The sequence below is a fragment of the Roseomonas indoligenes genome (assembly GCF_017813365.1).
GTDB lineage: Bacteria > Pseudomonadota > Alphaproteobacteria > Acetobacterales > Acetobacteraceae > Roseomonas > Roseomonas indoligenes.
The window spans coordinates 152,678-175,662 of the sequence record NZ_JAGIZA010000008.1 but is presented as its reverse complement, the minus strand read 5'-3'; the positions used below and the strand labels follow the sequence as shown (position 1 = coordinate 175,662).

Annotated in this window: 21 protein-coding genes; 14 read left to right on the top strand and 7 right to left on the bottom strand. The window is 72.6% G+C overall.

Annotation, left to right across the window (positions count from 1 at the left end; genetic code table 11):
* Position 1 precedes the first annotated feature (1 nt).
* Positions 2-1,912: a DNA mismatch repair endonuclease MutL gene (gene mutL, locus J5Y10_RS14855; RefSeq protein ID WP_209374803.1), complete on the bottom strand. Its 1,911-nt coding sequence runs from the start codon at positions 1,910-1,912 to the stop codon at positions 2-4.
* Between the two features lie 66 nt (positions 1,913-1,978).
* On the opposite strand from mutL, the gene J5Y10_RS14850 reads away from it, so the two are divergent.
* Both J5Y10_RS14850 and J5Y10_RS14845 read left to right on the top strand, forming a co-directional pair.
* The gene (locus J5Y10_RS14850) at positions 1,979-2,353 is read left to right on the top strand and encodes a DUF2946 family protein (protein ID WP_209374802.1); all 375 of its coding nucleotides are present in this window, start codon (positions 1,979-1,981) and stop codon (positions 2,351-2,353) included.
* A gap of 66 nt (positions 2,354-2,419) precedes the next feature.
* Positions 2,420-4,483: a TonB-dependent receptor family protein gene (locus tag J5Y10_RS14845; protein ID WP_209374801.1), complete on the top strand. Its 2,064-nt coding sequence runs from the start codon at positions 2,420-2,422 to the stop codon at positions 4,481-4,483.
* A gap of 34 nt (positions 4,484-4,517) precedes the next feature.
* Here the strand turns inward: J5Y10_RS14845 and J5Y10_RS14840 are convergent, their stop codons facing one another.
* The 4 genes from J5Y10_RS14840 to pgi all read right to left on the bottom strand — a co-directional run bounded on the left by J5Y10_RS14840 (position 4,518) and on the right by pgi (position 10,262).
* A complete protein-coding gene (locus tag J5Y10_RS14840; RefSeq protein ID WP_209374800.1) occupies positions 4,518-6,149 on the bottom strand; it encodes a carboxylesterase/lipase family protein in 1,632 nt (543 codons plus the stop codon).
* Positions 6,150-6,228: 79 nt separating this feature from the next.
* A complete protein-coding gene (locus J5Y10_RS14835; protein WP_209374799.1) occupies positions 6,229-7,848 on the bottom strand; it encodes an ABC-F family ATP-binding cassette domain-containing protein in 1,620 nt (539 codons plus the stop codon).
* Between the two features lie 107 nt (positions 7,849-7,955).
* The gene (locus J5Y10_RS14830) at positions 7,956-8,420 is read right to left on the bottom strand and encodes a hypothetical protein (protein WP_209374798.1); all 465 of its coding nucleotides are present in this window, start codon (positions 8,418-8,420) and stop codon (positions 7,956-7,958) included.
* A 216-nt stretch (positions 8,421-8,636) separates the two neighbouring features.
* Positions 8,637-10,262 carry a glucose-6-phosphate isomerase gene (pgi, locus tag J5Y10_RS14825; protein WP_209374797.1) on the bottom strand — a complete coding sequence of 542 codons (1,626 nt, stop codon included), beginning with the start codon at positions 10,260-10,262 and terminating at the stop codon, positions 8,637-8,639.
* Between the two features lie 156 nt (positions 10,263-10,418).
* On the opposite strand from pgi, the gene J5Y10_RS14820 reads away from it, so the two are divergent.
* From J5Y10_RS14820 to J5Y10_RS14805, 4 genes are all read left to right on the top strand, one after another.
* Entirely contained in the window at positions 10,419-10,802 is a 384-nt protein-coding gene (locus J5Y10_RS14820; RefSeq protein ID WP_209374796.1) for a CidA/LrgA family protein, read from the top strand.
* Positions 10,799-11,518 (top strand): LrgB family protein, encoded by a 720-nt coding sequence (locus J5Y10_RS14815; RefSeq protein ID WP_209374795.1) that lies wholly within the window; start codon positions 10,799-10,801, stop codon positions 11,516-11,518. Before J5Y10_RS14820 ends, J5Y10_RS14815 begins: the two co-directional genes overlap by 4 nt.
* A gap of 93 nt (positions 11,519-11,611) precedes the next feature.
* Entirely contained in the window at positions 11,612-12,391 is a 780-nt protein-coding gene (locus J5Y10_RS14810) for a substrate-binding domain-containing protein (protein ID WP_209374794.1), read from the top strand.
* A 100-nt stretch (positions 12,392-12,491) separates the two neighbouring features.
* Complete coding sequence (locus J5Y10_RS14805) at positions 12,492-12,872, top strand: hypothetical protein (protein WP_209374793.1); 381 nt, start codon at positions 12,492-12,494, stop codon at positions 12,870-12,872.
* Between the two features lie 208 nt (positions 12,873-13,080).
* Here the strand turns inward: J5Y10_RS14805 and J5Y10_RS14800 are convergent, their stop codons facing one another.
* Both J5Y10_RS14800 and J5Y10_RS14795 read right to left on the bottom strand, forming a co-directional pair.
* Positions 13,081-14,406, bottom strand: coding sequence for a vanadium-dependent haloperoxidase (locus J5Y10_RS14800; RefSeq protein WP_209374792.1), 1,326 nt, complete (start codon positions 14,404-14,406; stop codon positions 13,081-13,083).
* A gap of 140 nt (positions 14,407-14,546) precedes the next feature.
* Positions 14,547-15,449, bottom strand: a complete 903-nt coding sequence (locus tag J5Y10_RS14795; RefSeq protein WP_209374791.1) for a LysR family transcriptional regulator — start codon at positions 15,447-15,449, stop codon at positions 14,547-14,549.
* Between the two features lie 96 nt (positions 15,450-15,545).
* Here J5Y10_RS14795 and J5Y10_RS14790 point away from each other — a divergent pair, with 96 nt between their 5' ends.
* From J5Y10_RS14790 to J5Y10_RS14755, 8 genes are all read left to right on the top strand, one after another.
* Positions 15,546-16,301 (top strand): SDR family oxidoreductase, encoded by a 756-nt coding sequence (locus tag J5Y10_RS14790; protein WP_209374790.1) that lies wholly within the window; start codon positions 15,546-15,548, stop codon positions 16,299-16,301.
* Between the two features lie 14 nt (positions 16,302-16,315).
* On the top strand, positions 16,316-16,687 hold the full coding sequence (locus tag J5Y10_RS14785; protein ID WP_209374789.1) for a nuclear transport factor 2 family protein: 372 nt from the start codon (positions 16,316-16,318) through the stop codon (positions 16,685-16,687).
* Between the two features lie 382 nt (positions 16,688-17,069).
* On the top strand, positions 17,070-17,336 hold the full coding sequence (locus J5Y10_RS14780) for a hypothetical protein (RefSeq protein WP_209374788.1): 267 nt from the start codon (positions 17,070-17,072) through the stop codon (positions 17,334-17,336).
* A gap of 687 nt (positions 17,337-18,023) precedes the next feature.
* Positions 18,024-18,212, top strand: a complete 189-nt coding sequence (locus J5Y10_RS14775; protein ID WP_209374787.1) for a hypothetical protein — start codon at positions 18,024-18,026, stop codon at positions 18,210-18,212.
* Positions 18,213-18,372: 160 nt separating this feature from the next.
* On the top strand, positions 18,373-18,882 hold the full coding sequence (locus J5Y10_RS14770) for a hypothetical protein (RefSeq protein WP_209374786.1): 510 nt from the start codon (positions 18,373-18,375) through the stop codon (positions 18,880-18,882).
* A gap of 237 nt (positions 18,883-19,119) precedes the next feature.
* Positions 19,120-20,328 carry a ribonuclease D gene (gene rnd / locus J5Y10_RS14765; protein WP_209374785.1) on the top strand — a complete coding sequence of 403 codons (1,209 nt, stop codon included), beginning with the start codon at positions 19,120-19,122 and terminating at the stop codon, positions 20,326-20,328.
* 157 nt (positions 20,329-20,485) lie between these two features.
* Positions 20,486-21,184, top strand: coding sequence for a class I SAM-dependent methyltransferase (locus J5Y10_RS14760; RefSeq protein ID WP_209374784.1), 699 nt, complete (start codon positions 20,486-20,488; stop codon positions 21,182-21,184).
* A gap of 103 nt (positions 21,185-21,287) precedes the next feature.
* Positions 21,288-22,940: a histidine kinase famiy protein gene (locus J5Y10_RS14755; RefSeq protein WP_280855211.1), complete on the top strand. Its 1,653-nt coding sequence runs from the start codon at positions 21,288-21,290 to the stop codon at positions 22,938-22,940.
* Positions 22,941-22,985 lie beyond the last annotated feature (45 nt).

Sequence of the window (22,985 nt, the reverse complement as noted above, 5' to 3'; positions counted from 1 at the left end):
GTCACGTCCGCCCGAACATCCGCGCCAGATCCCCCGGCCCCAACCGCAGGAAGGTAGGGCGGCCGTGGGAGCAGGTCGCGGCGCGCGGCGTCGCCTCCATCTCCCGCAACAGGGCTGCCATCTCCGCCGCGTTGAGCCGCCGGCCCGCGCGCACGCTGCCGTGGCAGGCCAGCCGGGCCACGGCGGCGTCCAGCCGGCGCTCCAGCGCCGTGCTCTCCTCCCATTCCGCCAGTTCGGCGGCGATGTCGGCCAGGATCGGCCCCGGCTCCGGCGTGCCGAGCAGGGCGGGCAGCGCGCGGACGAGGATGGCGCCCGGCCCGAAGGCCTCGATTTCCAGCCCCAGACGCGCAAGGTCCTCCGCCCGCTCCGCCAGCCGCGCGGCCTCGCCGGCGGGCATGTCCACCACCGCCGGCAGCAACAGGGGCTGGGACCGCACGCCCCCACCCAGGAGCTGGGCGGAGAGGCGCTCATGCGTCAGCCGCTCATGGGCCGCGTGCTGGTCCACAAGCACCAGCGCGCCGTCCGGCGCCTCCGCCAGGACATAGGTATCGAGGATCTGGGCCAGGGGGCGGCCCAGAGGCCCCTCCTCCGTTCCTTCCGGCAGGGCCGGTGCCTCGGCCGGCACGGTGAAGGCCCCGGGCGGCAGGGCGAAGCGCGGCTGCACGGGACGGGAAGGCGGCGGGGCGGTGAAGGCGAAGCCCGTCTCGGCGAAACCGCGCGGGGCGGCGGGCATGGTGTCCGACGGCCAGGAGGTCGCGGGGGCGGGCATCTCCTCCGCGGCCTGCCCGGCGAGGCTGGGCCAGGCGGGGTCGAGGCCCGCACCCGGCGCCGGGCCGGCATCCCAGCCGCCCCGCGCCATCCCCACCCCGGCCCCGGTACCGAGCGCCCGGCGGAGCGAGGCGATGAGGGCGCCGCGCACCCCGCTGGCGTCGCGGAAGCGCAGCTCCGTCTTCATGGGGTGGACGTTCACGTCCACCCGGTCCGGCGGGATCTCCAGGAACAGGGCGGCGACGGGATGGCGGCCGGAGGCCAGAACGTCGCGATAGGCCACGCGCAGCGCCGCGCGCAGCAGCGGGTCCTTCACCGGGCGGCGGTTCACCACGAGGTGCTGCTCGGCCGAGGTGGCGCGGTGATGCGTGGGCAGGGCCGCCAGCCCCTCCAGCACGAGGTCCGGCCACTGGCCCTGCACCGCCACGCTGGCAGCGGCGAAATCCGGCCCCAGCAGGGCGGCGGCGCGGCCGGCGCGGTCGGCGGGGGGCAGGTCCAGCGCCGTGCGGCCCTCCACCGTCACGCGGAACCCCACCTCCGGCCAGGCGAGGGCCAGGCGGCGCACGGCCTCCACGGCGTGGGAGGCCTCGGTGCCCGGGGTCTTCATGAACTTGCGGCGGGCCGGGGTAGCGAAGAACAGGTCCCGCACCTCCACCCGCGTGCCCGGGGGCGCGGCGGCCGGCGTCACCTCGCTCACCCGCCCGGCCTCCACATGGATGGCGTGGGCATCGCCCTCTCTCGTGCGGGAGGTGATCGTCAGGCGGGAGACGGCGCCGATGGAGGGCAGCGCCTCCCCCCGGAAGCCCAGGGTGGCGATGCGGAACAGCGTCTCCTCGTCCGGCAGCTTGGAGGTGGCATGGCGCTCGATGCAGAGGGCCAGGTCGTCCGGCCCCATGCCGCGGCCGTCATCCTCCACCAGCAGGCGGTCGAGCCCGCCGCCCTCCAGCGTCACGGCCACGCGGCGGGCGCCGGCGTCCAGCGCGTTCTCCACCAGTTCCTTCACCGCGGCGGCCGGGCGCTCCACCACCTCGCCGGCGGCGATGCGGTCCGCGGTGGTGGGGGGCAGGCGGCGGATGACGGGAAAGCTCACGCCGGAGGGGATGGGGTTTCCGCGGTCCCGGCACAAGCCACGGGGGACGATCATCCCCCTCTCCGATGAAGGAATGGTAAGCGCCTCTCCTCCCCAAGCGGCGCAGGCCCTGTTAACGGGATGCCCATGCGCCGCCCCTGGGCAGGATTCGCGCGGTTCGTCGCGCTGCTGCTGCTCCTGCAATGGGTGGGGGCGGTGCTGCCGCATGCCCGTGCCCTGGGTGCCCTGGCGGGCGCCGTGCGGGTCGAGCTCTGCACGCATGAGGGCACGCGGACCGTCCTGCTGGACGAGGAGGGGCGGCCCGTCCCCACGGCGCCGGACCTCTCCTGCTGCGACCTGCACGCGGCCCCGGCGGCACTGGCGGCGCCGGAACCGGCCGTGCTGGCGCTACGCCTCTCCCACCCCGCCCCGCCGCCGGAACCCTCCCGGGCCGGGCTGCCGCCGCTTCCCGCCCGCGCGCCGCCGCAGCAGCCCCGAGCGCCACCAGCCGCCTGACCGCCATGCCATCGCCGCCGCGCCCCTTCCGGCGCGGCCCCGTCATGCCGTCAGGATATCCCTTCCATGTTCCGCCCCCATGCCGGCCCGCTCGGCGCCGCGCTGCTCGCGGCCGCGCTGCCGCTGTCCCCTGCGCTTGCCCAACAATCGCCCGTCCCCATCCCGGAAGTCACCGTCAGCGGCGCCGCGGGCGCGCTGACCACCCGCGACACCCTGGAAGCCGAGGCGGCGCTGCGCCAGCTTCCCGGCAACGTCTCCGTCGTGCCGGCGGAGGAGATCCGCCTCCGCGCCGGCGTCACCACGCTCCGCGACGTGCTGGAGTTCGAGCCCGGCGTCTTCGCCCAGCCGAAATGGGGGGAGGATACGCGCCTCTCCATCCGCGGCTCCGGCCTGGCGCGGAACAACCACCTGCGCGGCGTGCAGCTGACGCAGGACGGCATCCCGCTGAACCAGGCCGACGGCGCCGGGGACTTCCAGGAGCTGGACCCCCTCACCCTCGACCACATGGAGGTCTATCGCGGCGGCAACGCCTTCGGCCTCGGCGCCGCGACGCTCGGCGGGGTGCTGAACGCCGTCACCCCCACCGGCCGCAGCGCCCCCGGCGCCCTTCTGCGCGGGGAGGCCGGGAGCTACGGCTTCCTGCGCGGGCAGGCCGCCTATGGCGTGGCGGCCGGGGCCTTCGACGCCTGGGCCAGCTTCTCCGCGCTGAGCCAGGAGGGGTTCCGCGACCACTCCAACGGTAATAGCCGGCGCTTCAACGGCAATATCGGCTGGCGCATCAAGGAGGATGTCGAGACCCGCTTCTACTACGGCTACAACAACATCGAGCAGCGCATCCCCGGCACCCTGACCCGTGCCCTGGCGCTGTCGGACCCGCGCCGGGCCGCGGCCGCGAACCTGTCCCTGGACTACCAGCGCAACATCGAGAGCAACCGGGTGGGCAACCGCACCACCTGGCGCATCGCGCCCGGGGTGGCGCTGGAGACGGGGGTCTCCTTCGTCCACCGGGAGCTGGACCACCCGATCTTCCAGTACCTGGACCAGCGCACGGATGACGTGAACGGCTTCGCGCGGCTGACGCTGGAGGGCACGGCGGCCGGGATGAGGAATGTCGGCGTGATCGGCGGCACCTTCGGCCTCGGCACCTATGACAGCCGGCGTTACGTCAACAACGCCGGTCATGCCGGGCGCCTCACCTATGCCTCCACCGACCGGGCGCGCACGAACACGGTGATCCTGCAGGACACGCTCTACGTCCTGCCGACCCTCGGCGTCGTCGCCGGCATCCAGCTCGGCGAGGCTTATCGCGCCAGCCGGGACAAGTTCCTCTCGGACGGCGATTCCTCCGGCTCCACCACCTACCGCTACGCCAATCCCCGGCTCGGCGCGGTGTGGGAGGTGACGCCGGAATGGCAGGCCTTCGCCAACCTCACCTGGGCCACCGAGCCGCCCACGATCAGCGACCTCACACCGCTGGCGAGCACGGGCTTCGCCTCGCTCCGCGCGCAGCGGGCGCGCACGCTGGAGATCGGCACGCGCGGCCGCTCCGGCGACCTCGGCTGGGAGCTGGCGGCTTATCGCTCCTGGATCCGGGACGAGATCCAGCTCTTCGACCCCAACGGCACCGGCGCCAGCTTCGCGCTGAACGCGGACCGCACGATCCACCAGGGCATCGAGGCGGCGGGAAGCTGGGTCGCGCGGCGCAACACCCTGGCCGAGGGCGACAGCCTGACGCTGCGCGGCGCCTACACGCTGAACGACTTCCGCTTCGACGGCGACGCGCGCTACGGCAGCAACGAGCTGCCGGGCGTGCCGCGCCACCTGCTGCGGGCGGAGTTGCGCTACCGCCACCCCGCCGGCGCCAGCATCGCGCCGAACCTGGAATGGGTGCCGCGCGGGTTGTTCGCGGACAACGCCAACACGCTGCAGGGTAATTCCTACGCCCTGCTCGGGCTGCGCGGCGACTGGGCGTTCCGCAACGGGCTCTCCGTCTTCGTGGAGGGCCGGAACCTGACGGACAAGCGCTATATTTCCAGCGCCGCCATTGCCCCCGTCGCCTCGCCCGCCTCGGCCGTCTTCGAGCCGGGCTTCGGACGCAGCGTCTATGGCGGGATGCAGTTCCGGTTCTGAGGGCGGGACGGGGCGGCCTCGTGGCCGCCCCGTCTCAGAGGTTCCAGACCTCCAGCTCCTCCGCCCGCACCACCGGCACCACCCGGCGCGGCCCGCCCTCCCCGCCGAGCAGGTTCACGCCCTCGCCGCCGGAGGAGACCGGCTGCCAGGCGCCGCCTTCCTCGGAGGACGGCACGCCCGTCCGCGCGAAGGCCGACCAGCCCTGCATCATCGCGCGGGCCAGCGCCGCCTCGGCGGGTCCGGTGCCGCATTTCGCGGCGAAGTAGGGATCGGTGTGGCTGCCGAAGACGAAGGGGATTTCCGCGCAGTGCGGCACGCCCCGCGCCTTCCCCGCCAGGGGATGGACGAACTCGTAGAGGAAGGTGGGCTGGCCCGACGCGGCGTGGCGCCGCGCCGTCTCCAGCGCGTCCAGCCGGAAGCGGAGGTCGGTGTAGATCGCCATCCACAGGGTATTCAGGTCCGCCGCCCCGCCCCGCGCGACGGCGGCGCGGCGATAGGCCTCCACCACCGCCTCCGCCGGGGCCGTGGCGCGCGGGCGGCTGCCCTCCTTCAGCGCGCCGGCCATCCGCAGCAGCGATGCCTCGTCCGTCGGGGAGGGCAGGCCGGGGATGCGGCGCCCCTCCGGGTCCAGCAGGTCGTACCAGAACACCGCCTCGTCGCGCGTCGTGCCGATCAGCAGGGGCATCGCCGGAAGCCGGGCGCCGCGGGGCACGGCGGGGATCACCACGCCGTCCGCGATCGGCAGGACCGGCACGCGCCCGCCATTCTGCGCGCCCCACTCGCGCGCCAGAGCCAGCTCCGTCGTGTGGAGCCGCTCGGCCGGCACGTCGCGCAGGCCGGCCACCGTCGTCTCCAGCCTCGCGGCCAGCGCCTCGGCGTAGCCGGCCGCGCCGGCAACGTCGGGCAGGTCGGGCGGGCCGAGGAAGGCGCCGCTCTCGATGATCATCTTGTGCACGAGGCCACGATTGGCCGGGTTCGGCGCGATGTTCGCCACGCTGGTGCCGCCGGCGGACTGGCCGAAGAGGGTGACGTTCTCCGGATCGCCGCCGAAGGCCTCGATATTGGCGCGCACCCAGCGCAGCGCCGCCACCTGGTCCTGCACGCCCCAGTTCGCGGCCGCGCCCGTCTCCGGGTCCTTCAGGTCGGGATGGGCGAGGAAGCCCAGCGCGCCCAGGCGGTAGTTCACGGTCACCACCACCACGTCGCCGAGCCGGGCGAGCGCCGTTCCGTCATTGCCGGCCGCCGCGCCCTCCCCCGTGCGCCAGGCGCCGCCATGGATCCACACCATGACGGGGCGGCGCCCGTCCAGCCCGGGCGTCCAGATGTTGAGGGTGAGGCAGTCCTCCCCCATGAGGGCCGGCCGGTCGTAGAGCCAGGTCGCCCAGGGCGGGATGGTCTGGATGGAAGCGGCGCCGGCCCGCGTCGCGTCCCGCTCCTCCGCCCAGGTTGGCAGGCGCTGGGGCGAGCGGTAGCGCAGCGGCCCCGTCGGCGGCGCGGCATAGGGAATGCCCTTGAAGGCCAGCACCCCGTCCAGGGCGGCCCCGCGCAGCGCGCCGGCCGGCGGGCGCGCCACCGGCCCGTCCTGCGCCGCGGCGGGCCGGCCCCGCAGCAGGGCCGGTGCGGCCAGCGTCGCCAGCCCGAATGCCCGACGTCCGAAACCCGCCATCACCTGCCCCCCCACCGCGGCACCACCTTGGCACCCCTGGAAGTCTGGACCCGCCCTCCGTGAGCGCCAAGGGCAGGGCTCAGGCGTGCAGGCCGGGCGCCTCCTGCCCGGTATGCGCCACGTACTCGGTGTAGCCGCCGTCGTACTGGTGGATGCCCTCCGGCGTCAGTTCCAGCACGCGGTTGGACAGCGCGGCCAGAAAGTGCCGGTCGTGCGAGACGAAGAGCATCGTGCCCTCGTAGTCCGAGAGGGCGGCGATCAGCATCTCCTTCGTCGCCATGTCCAGGTGGTTCGTCGGCTCGTCCAGCACCAGGAAGTTCGGCGGATCGTAGAGCATGCGCGCCATCACCAGCCGCGCCTTCTCCCCGCCCGAGAGCACGCGGCACCGCTTCTCCACCTCGTCGCCGGAAAAGCCGAAGCAGCCGGCCAGCGTTCGCAGCGATCCCTGCGCCGCCTGCGGGAAGGCGTCCTCCAGCGACTGAAACACGGTGCGCTCGCCGTCCAGCAGCTCCATGGCGTGCTGGGCGAAGTAGCCCATCTTCACGCTGCCGCCGAGCGAGACCGTGCCCTGATCCGGCACGGTGGAGCCCGCCACCAGCTTCAGCAGCGTGGACTTGCCGGCGCCGTTGGTGCCCAGCACGCAGCAGCGCTCCTTGCGGCGCACCAGGAAGTCCAGCCCCTCGTAGATCACCTTGCTGCCGTAGCGCTTGTGCACGCCGCGCAGGCTCGCCACGTCGTCGCCCGAGCGCGGCGCCTGGCCGAACTCGAACACCACGGTCTGCCGGCGCTTGGGCGGCTCCACGCGCTCGATCTTGTCCAGCTTCTTCACGCGGCTCTGCACCTGCGCGGCGTGGGAGGCGCGCGCCTTGAAGCGCTCGATGAACTTGATCTCCTTCGCCAGCATCGCCTGCTGGCGCTCGAACTGCGCCTGCTGCTGGCGCTCGTTCATCGCGCGCTGCGCCTCGTAGAAGGCGTAGTCGCCGCTGTAGGAGTTCAGGCCGCCGCCATCGATCTCCACCACCTTGTTGATGACGCGGTTCATGAACTCGCGGTCGTGCGAGGTCATCAGCAGCGCGCCGTCGTACCCCTTCAGGAACCCCTCCAGCCAGATCAGGCTCTCCAGGTCCAGGTGGTTGCTCGGCTCGTCCAGCAGCATCACGTCGGGGCGCATCAGCAGGATGCGCGCCAGCGCCACGCGCATCTTCCAGCCGCCGGAGAGCTTGCCGACATCGCCCGCCATCATCTCCCCGCTGAAGCCCAGGCCCGCCAGCACCTCCTGCGCCCGCCCCTCCAGCGCGTAGCCGCCCAGCTCCTCGAAGCGCCCCTGCACCTCGCCGAAGCGCTCGATGACGGCGTCCAGGTCCTCGGTCTCCGGGTCCGCCATCGCGGCCTCCAGCGCCGCCAGCTCGGCCGCGACCGTGCTGACATCGCCGGCGCCGTCCATCACCTCCGCCACCGGGCTGCGGCCGGACATCTCGCCCACGTCCTGGCTGAACAGGCCGATGCTGACGCCGCGGTCCACCAGCACCTGGCCCTCATCCGGCTGCTCCTGCCCGGTGATCATGCGGAACAGGGTGGTCTTGCCCGCGCCATTGGGGCCGACGAGGCCGATCTTCTCGCCGCGCTGGAGCGCGGCGGAGGCGTCGATGAAGAGAAGCTGCTGGCCGCTCTGCTTGCTGATGGAATCGAGGCGGATCATGGGTACTCAGGGCTTGGGATCGGCGCGGCGGCACGGGGAGGCGTCCGAGAACACGCCCGGCAGCCAGGCGTCAACCGCTGGGGGTTTGCCGGGCCGATGCCCGGGGCTCACCCCTCGTCGTCGCGCAGCGCGGCCGCCCGCCGGGTCAGCGGCACGGATGTCGGCAGAACCCGGAGCAGGTCCCGTGCCCGCGCCCGGCCCGCCAGGTCGATGAGGAGGCGCGCCCCGCCGCGGTGGCGGATGGTGATCCGGGTGGCGAACAGCATCCTCGGGGCGTTCACCTCGGTGATATCGGGGAACGGCCAGTGGTCGGGCTTGAACACCTTGAACCGCAGCCCGTCCGGCGCGACGGCCAGCCGGGCGCCGATGCCGTTGCCGTATCGCCCGAAGAAGCCGAGCGTGCGCTGGAGGCGCCGCACCGGCACTGCGATGACCCCGGCCGCGTCCTGCGACAGCGGCTTGTCCGATGTCCGGCGCAGCTGCGCGACGAGCCAGATCACCAGCCCGGTCGAGAGCACGAAGACGAAGGCGATCATTCCGATCGCGAGCGGCAGGATGGGATTGTCGTCCATGCCGCCCTGCCTTCGTTGCGAGTAGGGCACGTTCAGCCGGCCGTGGTTCCGCGTCAATCCAGCCGGGCCGGGCGCTTCGTTGATCCTTTAGGGCCAGAGGAATTTGCCTTCCCCCTGCCATCAGCCTTCCCCAGGCCGGGCTTCACTGCGCTGACCGGAGGCCAGGGGGTTCAGCCCCCGGGTTCCCCGGCAGCCCAGGACAGAATAGCGCCGGGATCAGCCCCCGCGCAGCCGGTGGATCTCCGCGATCAGCGCCGTGGTGGAGGGGTCATGCGCCCCCGCCTGCGCCCCCGGCGCCAGTTCCGGCACCAGCACGCCCGCCAGTTGCTTGCCCAACTCCACCCCCCACTGGTCGAAGGCGTTCACGTTCCATAGCGCGCCGAGGCAGAACACCTTGTGCTCATACAATGCGACAAGCTGGCCCAGCGTGGCCGCGTCCAGGTGCGGGATCAGCAGCGTGGTGCTGGGGCGGTCGCCGGGGAAGAGACGGTGGGGCAGCAGCGCCTCGACCGCCGCCGCGTCCATCCCCTTGGCCTCCATCTCCTCCCGCACCTCGGTCGCGTCCCGCCCGCGCAGCAGCGCCTCGGCCTGGGCGAGGCCGTTCGCCAGGAGCTGGCGGTGGTTCTCCTCGAAGCCGTGGTCGGGATTCGCGACCAGCACGATGTCGGCGGGCACGGGCGTGGTGCCCTGGTGCAGCAACTGCATGAAGGAGTGCTGCGCGTTGGTGCCGGGCTCGCCGAACACCACGGGCCCGGTCGGGCGCGCCACGGGCAGCCCGCCGAGGGTCACGCGCTTGCCCAGGCTCTCCATCTCCACCTGCTGGAGATGGGCGGGGAAGCGGGCCAAGCGCTCGTCATAGGGCAGCACGGCGCGGGTGGGATAGCCGAGCATGTCCACGTGCCACACCTCGGCCAGCGCCATCAGCAGCGGCAGGTTCTCGGCCTCCGGGGCCGAGAGGAAGTGCTCGTCCATGGTCCGCGCGCCGTCCAGCAGCGCCTGGAACACGTCCCACCCGCAGGCCAGCGCGACGGAGAGCCCGATGGCCGACCACATGGAGAAGCGGCCGCCCACCCAGTCCTTGAACCCGAAGACCTGCGCTTCCGGCACGCCGAAGGCGGCGGTCGCCTTCAGGTTGGTCGAGAGGGCGACGAGATGCGACCCCGCTTCCGCCTCGCCGAGCCCCGCCCGCAGCCAGTCCCGCACCAGATGGGCGTTCGCCATGGTCTCGGCCGTGGTGAAGGTCTTGCTCGCCACCAGGACCAGGGTGCGCGCGGGGTCCAGCCCGTGGCGCATCGCCTCCCAGGCATGGCCGTCCACGTTGGAGAGGTAGTGGGCGCGCATCGGCATCCCCGCGCGCCAAAGGGCGCGCGCCGCCATCTGCGGGCCAAGGTCGGAGCCGCCGATGCCGATGTTCACCACATCGGTGAAGCGTATTTCCCCATTCGACTGGGCCCCGTGCACCCGGGCGCAGAAGGCGCGCATGGCGTCCAGCGTGTCATGCACCTCGGCCGAGGCGTCCTCGCTTCCCGCCTTGAAGGCCCCGCGCGGCCCGCGGAGCGCCATGTGCAGCACGGCGCGGCCTTCCGTCGTGTTGATCGCCTCGCCGCGCGCCATGGCGTCCCGCGACGCCAGCACGCCGCGCGCCCGGGCCAGGTCCAGCAGCGCGTCCAGAACCTCGGCGGAGAGGGAGGTCTTGGTCAGGTCCGCCCGCACGTCGCCGGCGCGGCGGATGAGGCGGTCGGCGCGGCCGGCATCACCCATCAGCGGCCGGATGGCGCCCGCCCCAGGAGTGCGCGCCAGTTCCGCAACCCGGTCCCAGGCCGCCTCGATCCCATCCGCCATGAAGGCCCCCTTCGAATCGGCGGGAGGTTAGGGAGGGCCGCCCCCGGGGGAAAGCCGGGGCGCCATCATCTCCGCGCGGGGCCTCCGCGAGCGGGCATGGGGGATGTGCCGGGATCGCGGGGCCGCCCCGGCACGATCCTCGCTAAACCCCGGCCCATGATCCCAGGCGCGGCCCTCATCCTCCTCTGCCAACTTCTGGGCGAGGCGCTGGTGCACGGCACCGGCTGGCCCCTGCCCGGCCCCGTGGTGGGCATGGTCCTCCTCCTGCTCCTCCTGCTCGGAAACGACCTGCTGGCGGACCCGGTCGACACCCGCTTCGTCACCGGCCCGGCGGACGGGCTGCTGATGAACCTCACCCTTCTCTTCGTCCCGGCCGGGGTGGGGGTCGTGAACCGGATGGACGTGCTGGCGGCGCACTGGTTCGCCCTCGCGGCGTCGCTGGTGGTTTCCACCCTGCTCGGCCTGGTGGTCACCGCCCTCGTCTTCGTGGCGGTGGCCCGCCTGACCAAACGCCACGCGGCGGGGGAGACCGAGGCATGAGCGATCCCGATTTCTCCCTCTGGGTCTATCTCTCCCGCACGCCGCTCCTCTGGCTCACGGTCACGCTGCTCTCCTACCTGGCGGCGGACCGGGTCTCGGCCCTGCTGCGGCGGCACCCCGTGGCGAATCCCATGCTGATCGCGGTGGTGATCACGGCGGCGGTCCTCTACGCGACCGGCACGCCCTACCGGACCTATTTCGAGGGCGCGCAGTTCGTCCATTTCCTCATCGGCCCGGCCACCGTCGCGCTCGCCGTGCCGCTCTACCGCAACCGGCACACGGTGCTCCGCTCCCTCCTGCCGATGCTGGCGGCGCTGCTGGCCGGCTCCTTCACGGCCATGCTCTCCGCCCTGCTGATCGCCCGCGCCCTCGGCGTCTCCGGCTCGGTCCTCGCCTCGCTCGCGCCGAAATCGGTGACCACGGGCATCGCCATGGGCATCGCGGAGGGGCTGGGCGGGGATGCGGCCCTGGCGGCCGTGCTCGTCCTCATCACCGGCGCCATCGGGGCAGTGCTCGTCACCCCCGTGATGAACGCCATGGGGATGAAGGACATGCGCGCCCGCGGCTTCGCGGCGGGGCTGGCGGCCCACGGTCTGGGCACGGCCCGCGCCTTCACGGTGAACCCGGTGGCCGGCACCTTTGCGGGGATCGCCATGGCGCTGAACGCGCTTGTCAGCGCCCTTCTGGCGCCCGTGCTGCTGCGGGCGCTGCTGTAAAGGCCCCTCACGGCGGGCGGCCTCACGCGTTCGGGCGGTGCCGCCCGGGCGGGATCTGCTCTAGCCTCCCCGCCAAACCAGGAGGACCCCGCCATGATCCACGCCTCGCGCCGCGCCCTGCTCCTGGGCGCCGCCACCCTGCCCTTCCTCCCCCGCCGCGCGGCGGCGGCGGAGGTGGTGGTGCTGACCTCCGGCGGCCTCACCGCCGCCTATCGTAGCCTGATCCCGGGCTTCGAGAGCAGCACCGGCCACAAGCTCACCACCCACCAGGGCGCCTCGATGGGTGCCGCGCCGGACGCCATCCCCCAGCGCCTGGCGCGCGGGGAGCCGGCGGACGTGGTGCTGCTGGCCGCGGACGGGCTGGAGGCGCTGATCGCCAAGGGCCAGGCCCAGCCCGGCAGCCGGGTGGACATCGCCCGCTCCCTCATCGGCATGGCCGTGCGGAAGGGCGCGCCGAAGCCCGACATCTCCAGCCTGGAAGCCTTCCGGCAGACCCTGCTGGCCGCGAAGTCCATCGCCTATTCCGCGAGCGCGAGCGGCGTCTATATCGAGACGGAGATGTACCGGAAGCTTGGCCTGCAGGACGAGCTGATGGCGAAGAGCCGCCGCATCTACAGCGAGCGCGTGGGCACGGTCGTGGCCCGCGGCGAGGCCGAGATCGGCTTCCAGCAGGTGAGCGAGCTGCTGCCGATCGAGGGCATCGACTATCTCGGCACCATCCCGGAGGCCGTGCAGCAGCCCACGATCTTCTGCGCGGGCATCGCGGCGAACGCGCGGGAGCCGGAGGCGGCGCGCGCCCTGATCCGCTATCTCGCCTCCGCCGAGGCGGCCCCGGCACTGACGAGGACGGGGCTGGAGCCGCTGACGCGGTAGGCCAGGCCCGCTGCCGGCAGGGACCATGGACCGCCGCTGCCGGCCATGCGCCTATGCCCGGCGCGCGAGCCATTGAGCCAGGACGAGGTGTTGCCGGTCGATGACCAACGATCCCCTGCAGATCTTCAACAGCATGGCCCAGGCCATCGTCAGTTCCGCCGCCGAGACGCAGCTCGGCAGCACCGTCCTGGTGACGACGGAGCCCAAGGACGTGCTGGACCTCGAGATCGACGACACCTCCAGCCCGCAAACCGTGCGCGGGCACTTCGCGGTGCTGGTGGATGGCGGGCCGGGCGCCCTGACCGCCACCCTCGCCCCCTCCGACGAGGCCGGCCATTACGACTTCCAGCTCGTGGTGCGGGCCGAGGGCGCGGAGGAGGAGACCGTCTTCACCGCCACCGTGGAGGACACGGTCGGGCTGGCCGAGACCTACCGCGCGCTTCTCGCCACCAAGGCCGACGAGCAGAACGACCTGGCCTGAAGACCGCCGCGGGCCCGGTCAGGCCCGGCTGGACTGTGTCGTACCTGCGGAAGCCGCATGACCGAGACGTTAATACCCGCCTCCAGCAGCGCCGCGCCGGCGATCTCGAAAGTCCGTCGGGGAATCCAAGGGCCTCAGGCCCTTGGCGGGGGTTCCAGGGGGCAGCGTCCCCTGGCTCCGGACCGATCAGAAGCAGGACATGCCGGAACTACGCCCTGATAGGCGGCACCTGGGCGAGGGCGCGGGCGGCGATGGCTCCGCCGATCCGCTCTCCCTCCTCACAAGCCGAGCGGAAATGGGCGCCTGCCCAGACGCGGCTGTCGGAGCATTCGCGGCGCAGCGCGGCGAGGCTGGAGAACTCGCGGGGCTGGCGGTCCGGTCGGTCGTAGGCCTGGTAGCGGAGCGGCGCGTCGCCGAGCAGCCCGGCGATGACGAGGGTGCCGGTGCTGACGTCCACGCTGTGGCCCGAAGGATAGTCGGGGTGGGCGGGCGTCTCGAGCAGCGGCTGCCATTGCGGGTCTGGGGCGATGCCAGGGCTGCCGAGATTGATCGCGGTGACCGGGCGCCAGAAGGAGAAATGGGATTTCTCGCCATAGGCGAAGACGTCGGCGTCCGAATTGGCCGTGGCGAGGATGGAGACCATCCGCGCGGTGTCCCACAGCCCGCCGCGCGGCGGCTGGGTCGCTAGGCGGAGGAGAAGCACGATCATCAGGTTGCGGTGCAGGAGCTGCGGCACCCAGAAGCTCGCGGTCTCGGTCTGCGCCGCGGTCCGCTCCGTGGAGTCCTTCCCGCCGAGGCGGCGCACTTCGTCCAGCACCTCCCGGTAGCGCGCGGAGAGGATGCGGGGCGGCGGCGGGCCGAACAGGGCGCTGCGGTCCGGGAAGAGGAAGGGAGGATCGAGGTAGAAGTAGGTATTGCTGAAACGGGCGGGCGTGGACCGCCACACGGCCTCCTGGTCGGAGACGGCGAAGCGCCGGCGCTCCGGCGGGACCGTGCCGACCCGTGCCATGGTGGCGGTGCCGACCGCGGTGCCGAGGGCGATCCCGGCCTCCCGGGCCGAACCGGAGGGTTCCCGGGCCACGCAGGCGGCGAGGAGCGCGTCCGCCTCCGCGCGGGGGCCCCGAGTGACAAGAAGGGTATGGGCCGCGGCGGAAACCGCGACGAGGGGCGAGGCGCCGGTGCCGGCCGGCTCGGAGGGGTCGCGGGGAATCCAGCGGGCGTAGCGCGGCTCGATGGCGTTCAGCGCGTCGTGCATGGCCCGCATGGTCAGGGCCACCGTGGCGGCGCGGGGCCACGCACCGTCCTGGGCACCGCCGATGCGGGAGGCGAGGTCGATCCACGTCGCGACGGGACTGTCGAAGAGGGCGGGCGCGCCCGGGCCGGCATCGTGCCCGGCGGGCCGCATCGTCGCCTCGCCCCCTTCGGGCGGCAGCCCCTGGGGCGGTACCTCCGGCGCGCAGGCGGACAGGGCGGCGAGGGCCGGCGCGCCTGCCAGAAGGGCGCGGCGGGGCAGCGCGGACCTGATCGTTGCCATGGGGCGCTCCTTCAGCGTGACTGTCCGGCCTGTCGATTGGGTCAGGTTAGACCCGATTCGGCGCTTGGCCCTCACGGATAGGTTACAATCGCCGGGCCTGCCGTCTTGCACGATTCCGTCGCCGGGCCGGCTGTCGGGCGTCAGCCCGGCCGGGAGAGGCGCGCGGCGAGGAAGCCCGCCAGGACCTCCACCTTCGCCGGCCGGTTCCGCGCCGTGGGGGTGATGAAGTAGAGGCCACCGGAGGCGAGCCGCCAGCCCGGCAGCACCGCCTCAAGCCGGCCATTGGCGAGGTAGTCCCGGGCGATGAAGTCCGGCAATTCGGCGATGCCGAGCCCGGCGAGCAGCGTGGGCAGCAGCGCTTCCACATTCGTCACCCGCAGCGGGCCGGTCGGGGTCACCGCCTCCTCCTCGCCGGTCGGCCCGGTGAAGCGCCAGGTGTCGCCCCGCGCGCGGTAGGCATAGCCGAGGCAGTGATGCGCCACGAGGTCGTGCGGGTGATGCGGCCGTCCGTTGCGGGCGAGGTAGGCGGGCGCGGCGACGACGAGCCGCGACACCGGGCAGAGCCGCCGCGCGATCAAGGACGAATCCTCCAGCACGGCGATGCGAAGGGCGGCGTCGAACCCCTCCCCGATCAGGTCCACGCTCGCATCGCTCAGGTGCAGGTCCACGGCGATGTCCGGGTATTGCCGGAAGAACTCCGGCAGCAGCGGCGCCACCCAGCGCAGGCCGAAGGACATGGGCACCGCCAGCCGGATCAGCCCGCGCGGCCGGCTCGCCAGCTCCCGTGCCGCGCTCTCCGCCTCCTCCGCCTCCCACAGCACCCGTCCGGCCCGCTCCGCCAGGCCACGGCCCAGGTCGGTCAGGGCCAGGCGACGGGAGGTGCGGTTGAAGATCCGCCCGCCCAGCCGCTCCTCCAACCGGGTGATCGAGCGGGAGACGGTGGCGACGGAGACGCCCAGCGCCCGGGCCGCGCCGGCATAGGAGCGCTCCTCCGCCACCTTGGCGACCATGGCCAGGGCCTCGAAATCCGGCAGCCGCGACATCGACAATCCTGCAAGGATGACTTTCGATCCTTTCTATTTTGAAAGGTCGTTCCTGGCGACATCTTCCGTGCATCGAACAACCACGGAGTATCTCCCATGGCTCGCAGACTTGAAGGCAAGGTCGCCGTCGTCACCGGTGGCACCAGCGGCATCGGCCTCGCGGTCGCCCGGCGCTTCGCCACTGAAGGGGCGCGCGTCTTCGTCACCGGCCGCCGGCAGGTGGAACTGGACGCGGCGGTCGCCGCGATCGGCCCCAACGCCACCGGCATCCAGGCGGACTCCGCGAGGTCCGCCGACCTCAACCGTCTCTATGAGCGGGTGAAGGCGGAGGCGGGGCGGATCGATGTCCTCTTCGCCGGGGCTGGCGGCGGCACGATGCTGCCCCTGGGCTCCATCACCGAGGAGCACTTCGACGACATCTTCGACCGCAACGTGAAGGGCGTGGTCTTCACCGTGCAGAAGGCGCTGCCGCTGCTGGTGGACGGCGCCTCCGTCATCCTCGTCGGCTCCACCGCCTCGGCGATGGGCACGCCGGCCTTCAGCATCTACAGCGCCTCCAAGGCCGCTGTGCGGAACCTCGCGCGGAGCTGGACGCTGGATCTGAAGCCGCGCGGCATCCGCGTGAACGTCCTCAGCCCCGGCCCGGTGAAGACCCCGGGGCTGGTGGAACTGGCCGGGCCGGAGGCCGCGCACCAGCAGGGCCTGCTGGACGCCCTGGCCGCCCAGGTGCCGCTGGGCCGCGTGGCCGATCCGGACGAGATCGCGAAGGCGGCGGTCTTCCTCGCCTCGGACGATGCCAGCTTCGTCGCCGGGGCCGAGTTCTTCGTCGATGGCGGCATGGCGCAGGTCTGAGAGGGAGCAGGACCATGGAACAGGACAGCGGGACCGCCGCGCTGATGCGGCGCAACCTGCACGGGGTCTTCGGCGAGCGCGACGCGGCCAGACGCCGCGCCGCCATCGCGGAACTCTACGCGGAGGACCTCGTCTTCGCCGATCCGCATGGCAGCGGCCGCGGCCAGGCGGCCCTGGACGAGTCGGTGCAGGCCCTACAGGCGAAGCTGCCGGACTTCGTCTTCACGGAGACCGGTCCTGTCCAGGCGGTGGAGGGGGCCGGGCGGCTGCACTGGGGCTTCGGCCCGCCGGGTGGGCCGCCGCGCGTCACGGGGCTGGACGTGGCGGTGGTGCGTGGGGGCCGGATCGCCGCCCTCTACACCTTCCTCGACCCGCCGGCGGGCTGAGAAGGGGTCTGCGGGCGGACGGAACCGGTTCAGGCCGGGGCCGGCGGCCCGCCTGGCCGGTTGCCCCTGCGCCAGCGCCCCAGATCCGCTTCCCGACGGAAGCACATCCCTAGCCAGACGGGTTGCACATCCCGCAGAGAGCAACGGACCGGGAGGGGGCGACCGCCCCGGCGGTGGCGGGATGCGGACGCCAGCCCAGGGCTCCATGGCCTTCGGAGGGGAAGGAGCGAGGCCGCGGGCGCCACAGACCCGACTATGGTGGCCGTAAGGCGCTCCGGGTTTTCAGGGCTGCCCGGGGGTCGTCGGGCAGCGGTAACGCAGGTGATTGCTACGCCCGGGATCATCAGCCCAGGGTCGGTTCCGGTTCGGAATGGAGGTCGGCATGACCGCCAACGACGATGATCCGAGGCTTACTCAGGTCCATCGCTACACGCGCGAATGGGACCAATGGGTCTTGGCTCAGCAGGGCCGCGTCGATCGCCTGGAAGGGCTGGGAACTTCCCTCACCCTCGATGCCGCGAGGGCCCTGCTTGGGAACATGAAGGTTTTCCAGGGAATGCTCCACGACAACCTGCGGCGGGAGTTGGCGATGCGGGAGTGGTGGCGCTCATCGGGTACAGATGATCCGGGCGCGGATCTCGGTGACTGACACAGGCGAAAGCGGCTGGTTCCCGGAACGTGCCAACGTCAGCGGATGAAGAAGCCTCGCCCGTTCCCGCCGAAGCTGCCCAGAAGCGGACAGATCCGCGAGGTGATCCAGCGCAAGCAAGAAGCTGTGGAGTGGTCGCGTCATCTCTTGGGCCTGCCGGTCTATCCTTGGCTGCCCAAGCCGAAGCCGATCCGGGATCGGGAGGAATAATCCGCCGGGCGGAGGGTTCCTCGCCGGCGCCGCGCGCTTCCAGCACGCGGTCCAGCATCTCCATAGATCCTGTCGAAGCGCCCGTTCGTCCGGGTCTCCGGCCCGGCCATGTCCCCGCGCCGCACGGTGATCCGCGCCCCCTTGCTGGACTGAATTGGTAGCGACCAGAGCGCTTGAGAGCAGGAGGACTTCGGGGAACGACACCGCCAACGGCGCCCTCGGGGCCAGAAAGGAAGCCCGGACAGCCAGGAGGTTTCAGCGATCCGAAGAAAAATATCTTTTTGCGGTCTCCATCTCTTTTATGATACGAAGCGTTGCTACCGCACGCTCCTGGTCTGGTGACGGGAGCGGGGGGCCTCTGCCCTCCGGTAAGGGCACCAGCACACAGCAAAAGGGCTGAAGACGACCCGGTCGCGCGATGCGCGCCGTGGCGGCGCCTTGGCACGACGGGCGCTGCCATTCCCCCAGGAGAATGATATGCGCCCCCTCACTGTCTATGCCCTCTCCTTCGCCGCCCTGGCGGCCGGCCTGGCCCTGGTCCTTCTCGTCGGTGGAGTAGGAAGGGCGGTCGGCGTGGTTCTCATTCTCGGTGGCGCCCTGGGGGCCGTGGTCACCCTGTCCCGCCCCGAGGCGGCGGAGCAGGGCCGCCGCTTCACGCCGGGCTGAACGGCGGGGCGGAGGCCAGGCAGCCCCGCCATGGCCGGAACGGCGGCCGATCCGGGACAGGTTGGCCCGGATCATCCGGCCCTTTCGTGCCGGAACCGCTGGGCCGGCACCGCGGCCCTACACCGCACTGAGAAGCGAGAAACTGGGAAGCGAGACGATGATGAGCGAGAAGCAACGGGCCATGCGGAACGCGATGCCGGCTATGCCGGCCGGCCGGCGCGGCGCCATGGCCCGCCGCCTCAATGGCGCCCGGCAGTTCCCCCTGCCCAGCCTGGCCGAGACGGCCGGCAGCGTGGAAACGCCCGCGCTGGAGGGACCCGAGGGCAAGAAGGCCACCCTGGTGGCCCGGATCGCGTCGCGCCTGATGGCGGGGCTGCTGGCCAACCCGGCCCCGACGACGACGCCGGAGGGAGCGGTCGGGAGCATGGTCCGGCTGGCCTCCCGCATCGAGGCGGAGGCGCGACGGGTCGTCGCCGACCCGCAGGCACCCCCGCCGCCGGCGCCGCTGCAGGCCCCCTCCGCCCAGGCGACGGCCTGGCGGTCCGGCTACCTCGATGGAGAGGCGGGCCGGCCCTATTCCTTCCGTGGCCCGCAGGAACTGGAGCCGGATTACTGGGACGGGATGCAGGCGGCTCAGCGGACAGTTCCGGGCGCCGCTGCCCGGAGCTGATGCTTTCCGGCCGGCGGCGCGGGAGGGCGACGAGTCGGAAGAGCCGCCCGGCCCGGCCTGCCGCCGCATGACCGGCGTGCAGCCCGCGGCGGGGCGCCCGGCCCGCCACGGGGGGCAGGCCAGCCGCCGGTGGCAGCGATTTCCGTGCGCCACGGATCGCGCCACGGATCATGCGGCGACAGCGCCGGCGCCGGTGCGATTTGTGACCGGCGCATTCTCCGACTAAACCGGCGCCCCATGTCCCGCCGCCCGGCTGTTGCCGACCCCGAGCCCGTCCTCATCACCACCACGGAGCAGCTCGTGCCGCTCTGCGAACGGCTCCGCCAGGAGCCCTTCGTGACGGTGGACACGGAGTTCATGCGGGAGCGCACCTACTGGCCGGAACTCTGCGTCGTGCAGCTCGGTGGCGAGCACGACACGGCGGTGGTGGATGCGCTGGCCCCCGGCCTCGACCTCTCCCCGCTCGGCGCCCTTCTGGCGGACGAGCACGTGGTGAAGGTGTTCCACGCCTGCCGGCAGGACGTGGAGATCTTCGTGCTGCGCTACGGCGCCACGCCCCAGCCGCTGTTCGACACCCAGATCGCCGCCATGGTGGCCGGCTTCGGCGACCAGGCGAGCTATGACAGCCTCGCCCGGGCCCTGGCCAACGCCTCCATCGACAAGGCCCACCGCTTCAGCGACTGGTCCGCGCGCCCCCTCTCCCCCGCCCAGATCGCCTATGCCGCCGCCGATGTGACGCATCTCCGCCGCATCTACGTGGCGCTGCGCGACCGGCTGGCGAAGGAGGGGCGGCTGGACTGGGTGGCGGAGGAGATGGCGGCCCTCATCGACCCCGCCACCTACGGCACCGACCCCGAGACGGCCTGGGAGAAGCTGCGCCCGCGCACCACCAACCGCCGCTTCCTCGGCGTGCTGCGCGCCATCACCGCCTGGCGGGAGCGGGAGGCGCAGCGCGTCAACATCCCCCGCCAGCGCCTGTTGCGCGACGAATCCCTGCTGGAGGTGGCGGCCACCGCGCCCACGGATGCCGGCGCCCTGGCCCGCGCCCGCGGCGTGACGGAGGGCTTCGCACGCGGCAAGTCCGGAGCCTCCCTGCTGGCCGCGATCGAGGCCGCGAAGGAACTGCCGGAGGCGGAGCTGCCCGAGGCCCCGCGCGAGAGGTCCGGCCCCGCCGCCTCCCCGGCGCTGGTGGCGCTGCTGAAGGTGCTGCTGGCCGCAAAGGCGGAGGAGCACCAGGTGGCCCCGCGCCTGCTGGCCAGCTCCGACGATCTGGAACGCCTGGCGTCCGACGCGCCGGAGGACCTGCCGGCCGTGCAGGGCTGGCGCCGCAAGGTCTTCGGCGCCGATGCCCTGGCACTGCGGAACGGCGACCTCTCCCTCGGCGTGGAAGGGCGGCGCGTGCGTCTGATCCGGCCGACCGGCCCGGGGCGCGGCGCGGCGGATTGATCCGCCCGCGCCGGCGAACGGGACCCGGCGCGCTCCACTCTCCCGACGGATTGAACCCCGCCGCCCTCACGGATGCTTGCGCCCCGGCGGTGGCTGGTTTAGCGCCCTCCTCCGGCCCGCCTCTCGGCCGGCCCCACACTCGGATCCAGAACGCAACATGGCGCCGCCCCTGCCCGACCTGACCGCTGACCCGTCCCGCGACCACAAGCGGGCGGTTCTGGACGCGGGGGCGGTGCGGGATGCCTATCGTCGCTGGGCGGGCGTTTACGACACGGTCTTCGGCGGCGTCTCCTCCTTCGGGCGCAAGCGGGCGGTGGCGGCGGTGAACCGCCTGCCCGGCACCCGCGTGCTGGAGGTGGGGGTGGGCACCGGCCTCGCCCTGCCCCGCTACCGACGGGAGAAGCGCGTCGTCGGCGTCGACCTCTCCCGCGAGATGCTGGAGAAGGCGCGAGAGCGCGTGGCGGCGGAGGGCCTCTCCCATGTCGAGGGGCTCATCGAGATGGACGCGGAGCGCATGGCCTTCGCGGATGACAGCTTCGACCTGGCCGTGGCGATGTTCACCGCCAGCGTGGTGCCGGATGCCAAGCGGTTGTTCGCGGAGATGTCGCGCGTGGTGCGGCCGGGCGGGCAGCTGCTGTTCGTGAACCACTTCGCCGCCCAGGATGGGCCGCGCTGGTGGGTGGAGCGGGCGATGGCCCCCCTTTCCCGCATCCTCGGCTGGCACCCGGACTTCGCGCTGACGGACCTGCTGGACGCCGAGGCGCAGGTGGAGGCGCTGGAGTCCTGCCCGCCGGGCGGCCTTTTCACCCTCGTTCAGGTGCGGAACACGCGCGCAGTCCAGGCCCTGGCGGCGTGAGCCGCGGGGACCGGCCGGGAAGGCCCGGCCGCCCCCCTTGCGATTTCGCGATGCGGGTGGATATGCACGCGGTGTTGCCCTTTCCGCCCGCCCAGAACGACGCATGACCGACGAAGCAGAGCCGGGCCAGATGGCGCCGGACGCCGCGGGGCTCCTGCCCTCAGGGCGGCCAACCGTGCAGGGCGGCGCGGATAGCGGGTTCTCCAGCACGCATTCCGACATCTTCTTCGCGGCCGTCGAGATGACGCGCATGCCGATGATCGTCACGGACCCCAACAAGCCCGACAATCCGATCGCCTTCGCCAACCAGGCCTTCCTGAAGATGACGGGCTACACGCCCGAGGAGATCGTCGGCCACAACTGCCGCTTCCTGCAGGGCCCGGACACCGACCGCGAAACCGTGGCGGAGGTGCGGCGCGCCGTCGAGGCGCGGCGGGAGATCGCGACGGAGATCCTGAACTACCGCAAGAACGGCTCCACCTTCTGGAACGCCCTCTTCATCTCCCCCATCCTGAACCCGCAGGGGGAGCTGATCTACTTCTTCGCCTCCCAGCTGGATGTCAGCCGGCGTCGGGACGCGGAGGACGCGCTACGCCAGGCGCAGAAGATGGAGGCCCTGGGACAGCTCACCGGCGGCATCGCGCACGACTTCAACAACCTGCTCCAGGTCATGCGCGGCTACATGGACCTGCTGGACAGCGCCCTGGGCAAGCCGGACCCGGACCGGGGGCGGATGCAGCGCAGCCTTGGCGCCGCCCGCGCCGCGGCCGACCGTGCGGCGACGCTGACCTCGCAGCTCCTCGCCTTCTCCCGCAAGCAGCGGCTGGAGGGGCGGACCATGAGCCTCAACGCCCTGGCGGAAGGCCTGCGGGAGATGGCGGCCCGCAGCCTGGGCGATGGCGTCGTCCTGCGCTTCGACCTGGACCCTGCCATCGGCACCTGCCGGCTGGACGCCACCCAGGCGGAGGTCGCGCTGCTGAATGTGCTGATCAACGCGCGCGATGCCCTGGCCGGGCGGGCGGACGGGGCCGTGACGGTCTCCACCAGCACCCTCGTAGTCGAGAACGACGGGCCGCTCATGGCCAATGGCCTGACGCCCGGACGCTATGCGACGATCAGCGTGGCGGACAACGGCAGCGGCATGCCGCCCGAGATCCTGTCCCGCGTGATGGAGCCTTTCTTCACCACGAAGGAGGAGGGGCGCGGCACGGGGCTGGGCCTTTCCATGGTCTATGGCTTCGCCCGCCAGTCCGGCGGCGCCGCGCGGATCGAGAGCACGCCGGGCCAGGGCACGACCGTCCATCTCTCCTTCCCCGAGGCGGAAGCGGACGTCGCCGACCGCCCCGCCGCGCCCCGCGCCTCCGAGCGGCCGGGCACGGAGACGATCCTGGTGGTGGACGACCGGCCGGAGGTGGCGGAGCTGGCCCGCGCCATCCTGGAGGAGTTCGGCTACACCGTGCACCTCGCCCATGACGGGCACGAGGCGATGCGGATGATCGCCGGCGGCACCCCGCTGGACATGCTCTTCACCGACCTCATCATGCCCGGCGGCATGAACGGCGTGATGCTGGCGCGCGAAGCCCGCCGCCAGCGCCCGCGCCTGAAGATCCTGCTGACCACGGGCTACGCCGACGACAGCGTGAACCGCGACGATGCCGGCGGCACGGAATTCGACCTGATCCACAAGCCCTATGGCCGCGCGGAACTGGCGCGGCGCGTGCGGATCGTGCTGGACGGGCCGACGGGGGTGGGCTGAGCCCTGCCGGGCCGGACGGCGCGAGCGGTCCGGACAAGACGCGCG

Coding starts and splice junctions, on each gene's coding strand:
- rnd (WP_209374785.1), top strand. CDS start 19,120: ATGTCCCGCCGCCCGGCTGTTGCCGACCCCGAGCCCGTCCTCATCACC.
- J5Y10_RS14830 (WP_209374798.1), bottom strand. CDS start 8,420: ATGGACGACAATCCCATCCTGCCGCTCGCGATCGGAATGATCGCCTTC.
- J5Y10_RS14775 (WP_209374787.1), top strand. CDS start 18,024: ATGCGCCCCCTCACTGTCTATGCCCTCTCCTTCGCCGCCCTGGCGGCC.
- J5Y10_RS14820 (WP_209374796.1), top strand. CDS start 10,419: ATGATCCCAGGCGCGGCCCTCATCCTCCTCTGCCAACTTCTGGGCGAG.
- J5Y10_RS14810 (WP_209374794.1), top strand. CDS start 11,612: ATGATCCACGCCTCGCGCCGCGCCCTGCTCCTGGGCGCCGCCACCCTG.
- J5Y10_RS14785 (WP_209374789.1), top strand. CDS start 16,316: ATGGAACAGGACAGCGGGACCGCCGCGCTGATGCGGCGCAACCTGCAC.
- J5Y10_RS14795 (WP_209374791.1), bottom strand. CDS start 15,449: ATGTCGCGGCTGCCGGATTTCGAGGCCCTGGCCATGGTCGCCAAGGTG.
- J5Y10_RS14760 (WP_209374784.1), top strand. CDS start 20,486: ATGGCGCCGCCCCTGCCCGACCTGACCGCTGACCCGTCCCGCGACCAC.
- J5Y10_RS14840 (WP_209374800.1), bottom strand. CDS start 6,149: ATGGCGGGTTTCGGACGTCGGGCATTCGGGCTGGCGACGCTGGCCGCA.
- J5Y10_RS14805 (WP_209374793.1), top strand. CDS start 12,492: ATGACCAACGATCCCCTGCAGATCTTCAACAGCATGGCCCAGGCCATC.
- J5Y10_RS14800 (WP_209374792.1), bottom strand. CDS start 14,406: ATGGCAACGATCAGGTCCGCGCTGCCCCGCCGCGCCCTTCTGGCAGGC.
- J5Y10_RS14780 (WP_209374788.1), top strand. CDS start 17,070: ATGACCGCCAACGACGATGATCCGAGGCTTACTCAGGTCCATCGCTAC.
- J5Y10_RS14815 (WP_209374795.1), top strand. CDS start 10,799: ATGAGCGATCCCGATTTCTCCCTCTGGGTCTATCTCTCCCGCACGCCG.
- J5Y10_RS14790 (WP_209374790.1), top strand. CDS start 15,546: ATGGCTCGCAGACTTGAAGGCAAGGTCGCCGTCGTCACCGGTGGCACC.
- J5Y10_RS14850 (WP_209374802.1), top strand. CDS start 1,979: ATGCCCATGCGCCGCCCCTGGGCAGGATTCGCGCGGTTCGTCGCGCTG.
- pgi (WP_209374797.1), bottom strand. CDS start 10,262: ATGGCGGATGGGATCGAGGCGGCCTGGGACCGGGTTGCGGAACTGGCG.
- J5Y10_RS14770 (WP_209374786.1), top strand. CDS start 18,373: ATGAGCGAGAAGCAACGGGCCATGCGGAACGCGATGCCGGCTATGCCG.
- J5Y10_RS14845 (WP_209374801.1), top strand. CDS start 2,420: ATGTTCCGCCCCCATGCCGGCCCGCTCGGCGCCGCGCTGCTCGCGGCC.
- mutL (WP_209374803.1), bottom strand. CDS start 1,912: ATGATCGTCCCCCGTGGCTTGTGCCGGGACCGCGGAAACCCCATCCCC.
- J5Y10_RS14835 (WP_209374799.1), bottom strand. CDS start 7,848: ATGATCCGCCTCGATTCCATCAGCAAGCAGAGCGGCCAGCAGCTTCTC.
- J5Y10_RS14755 (WP_280855211.1), top strand. CDS start 21,288: ATGACCGACGAAGCAGAGCCGGGCCAGATGGCGCCGGACGCCGCGGGG.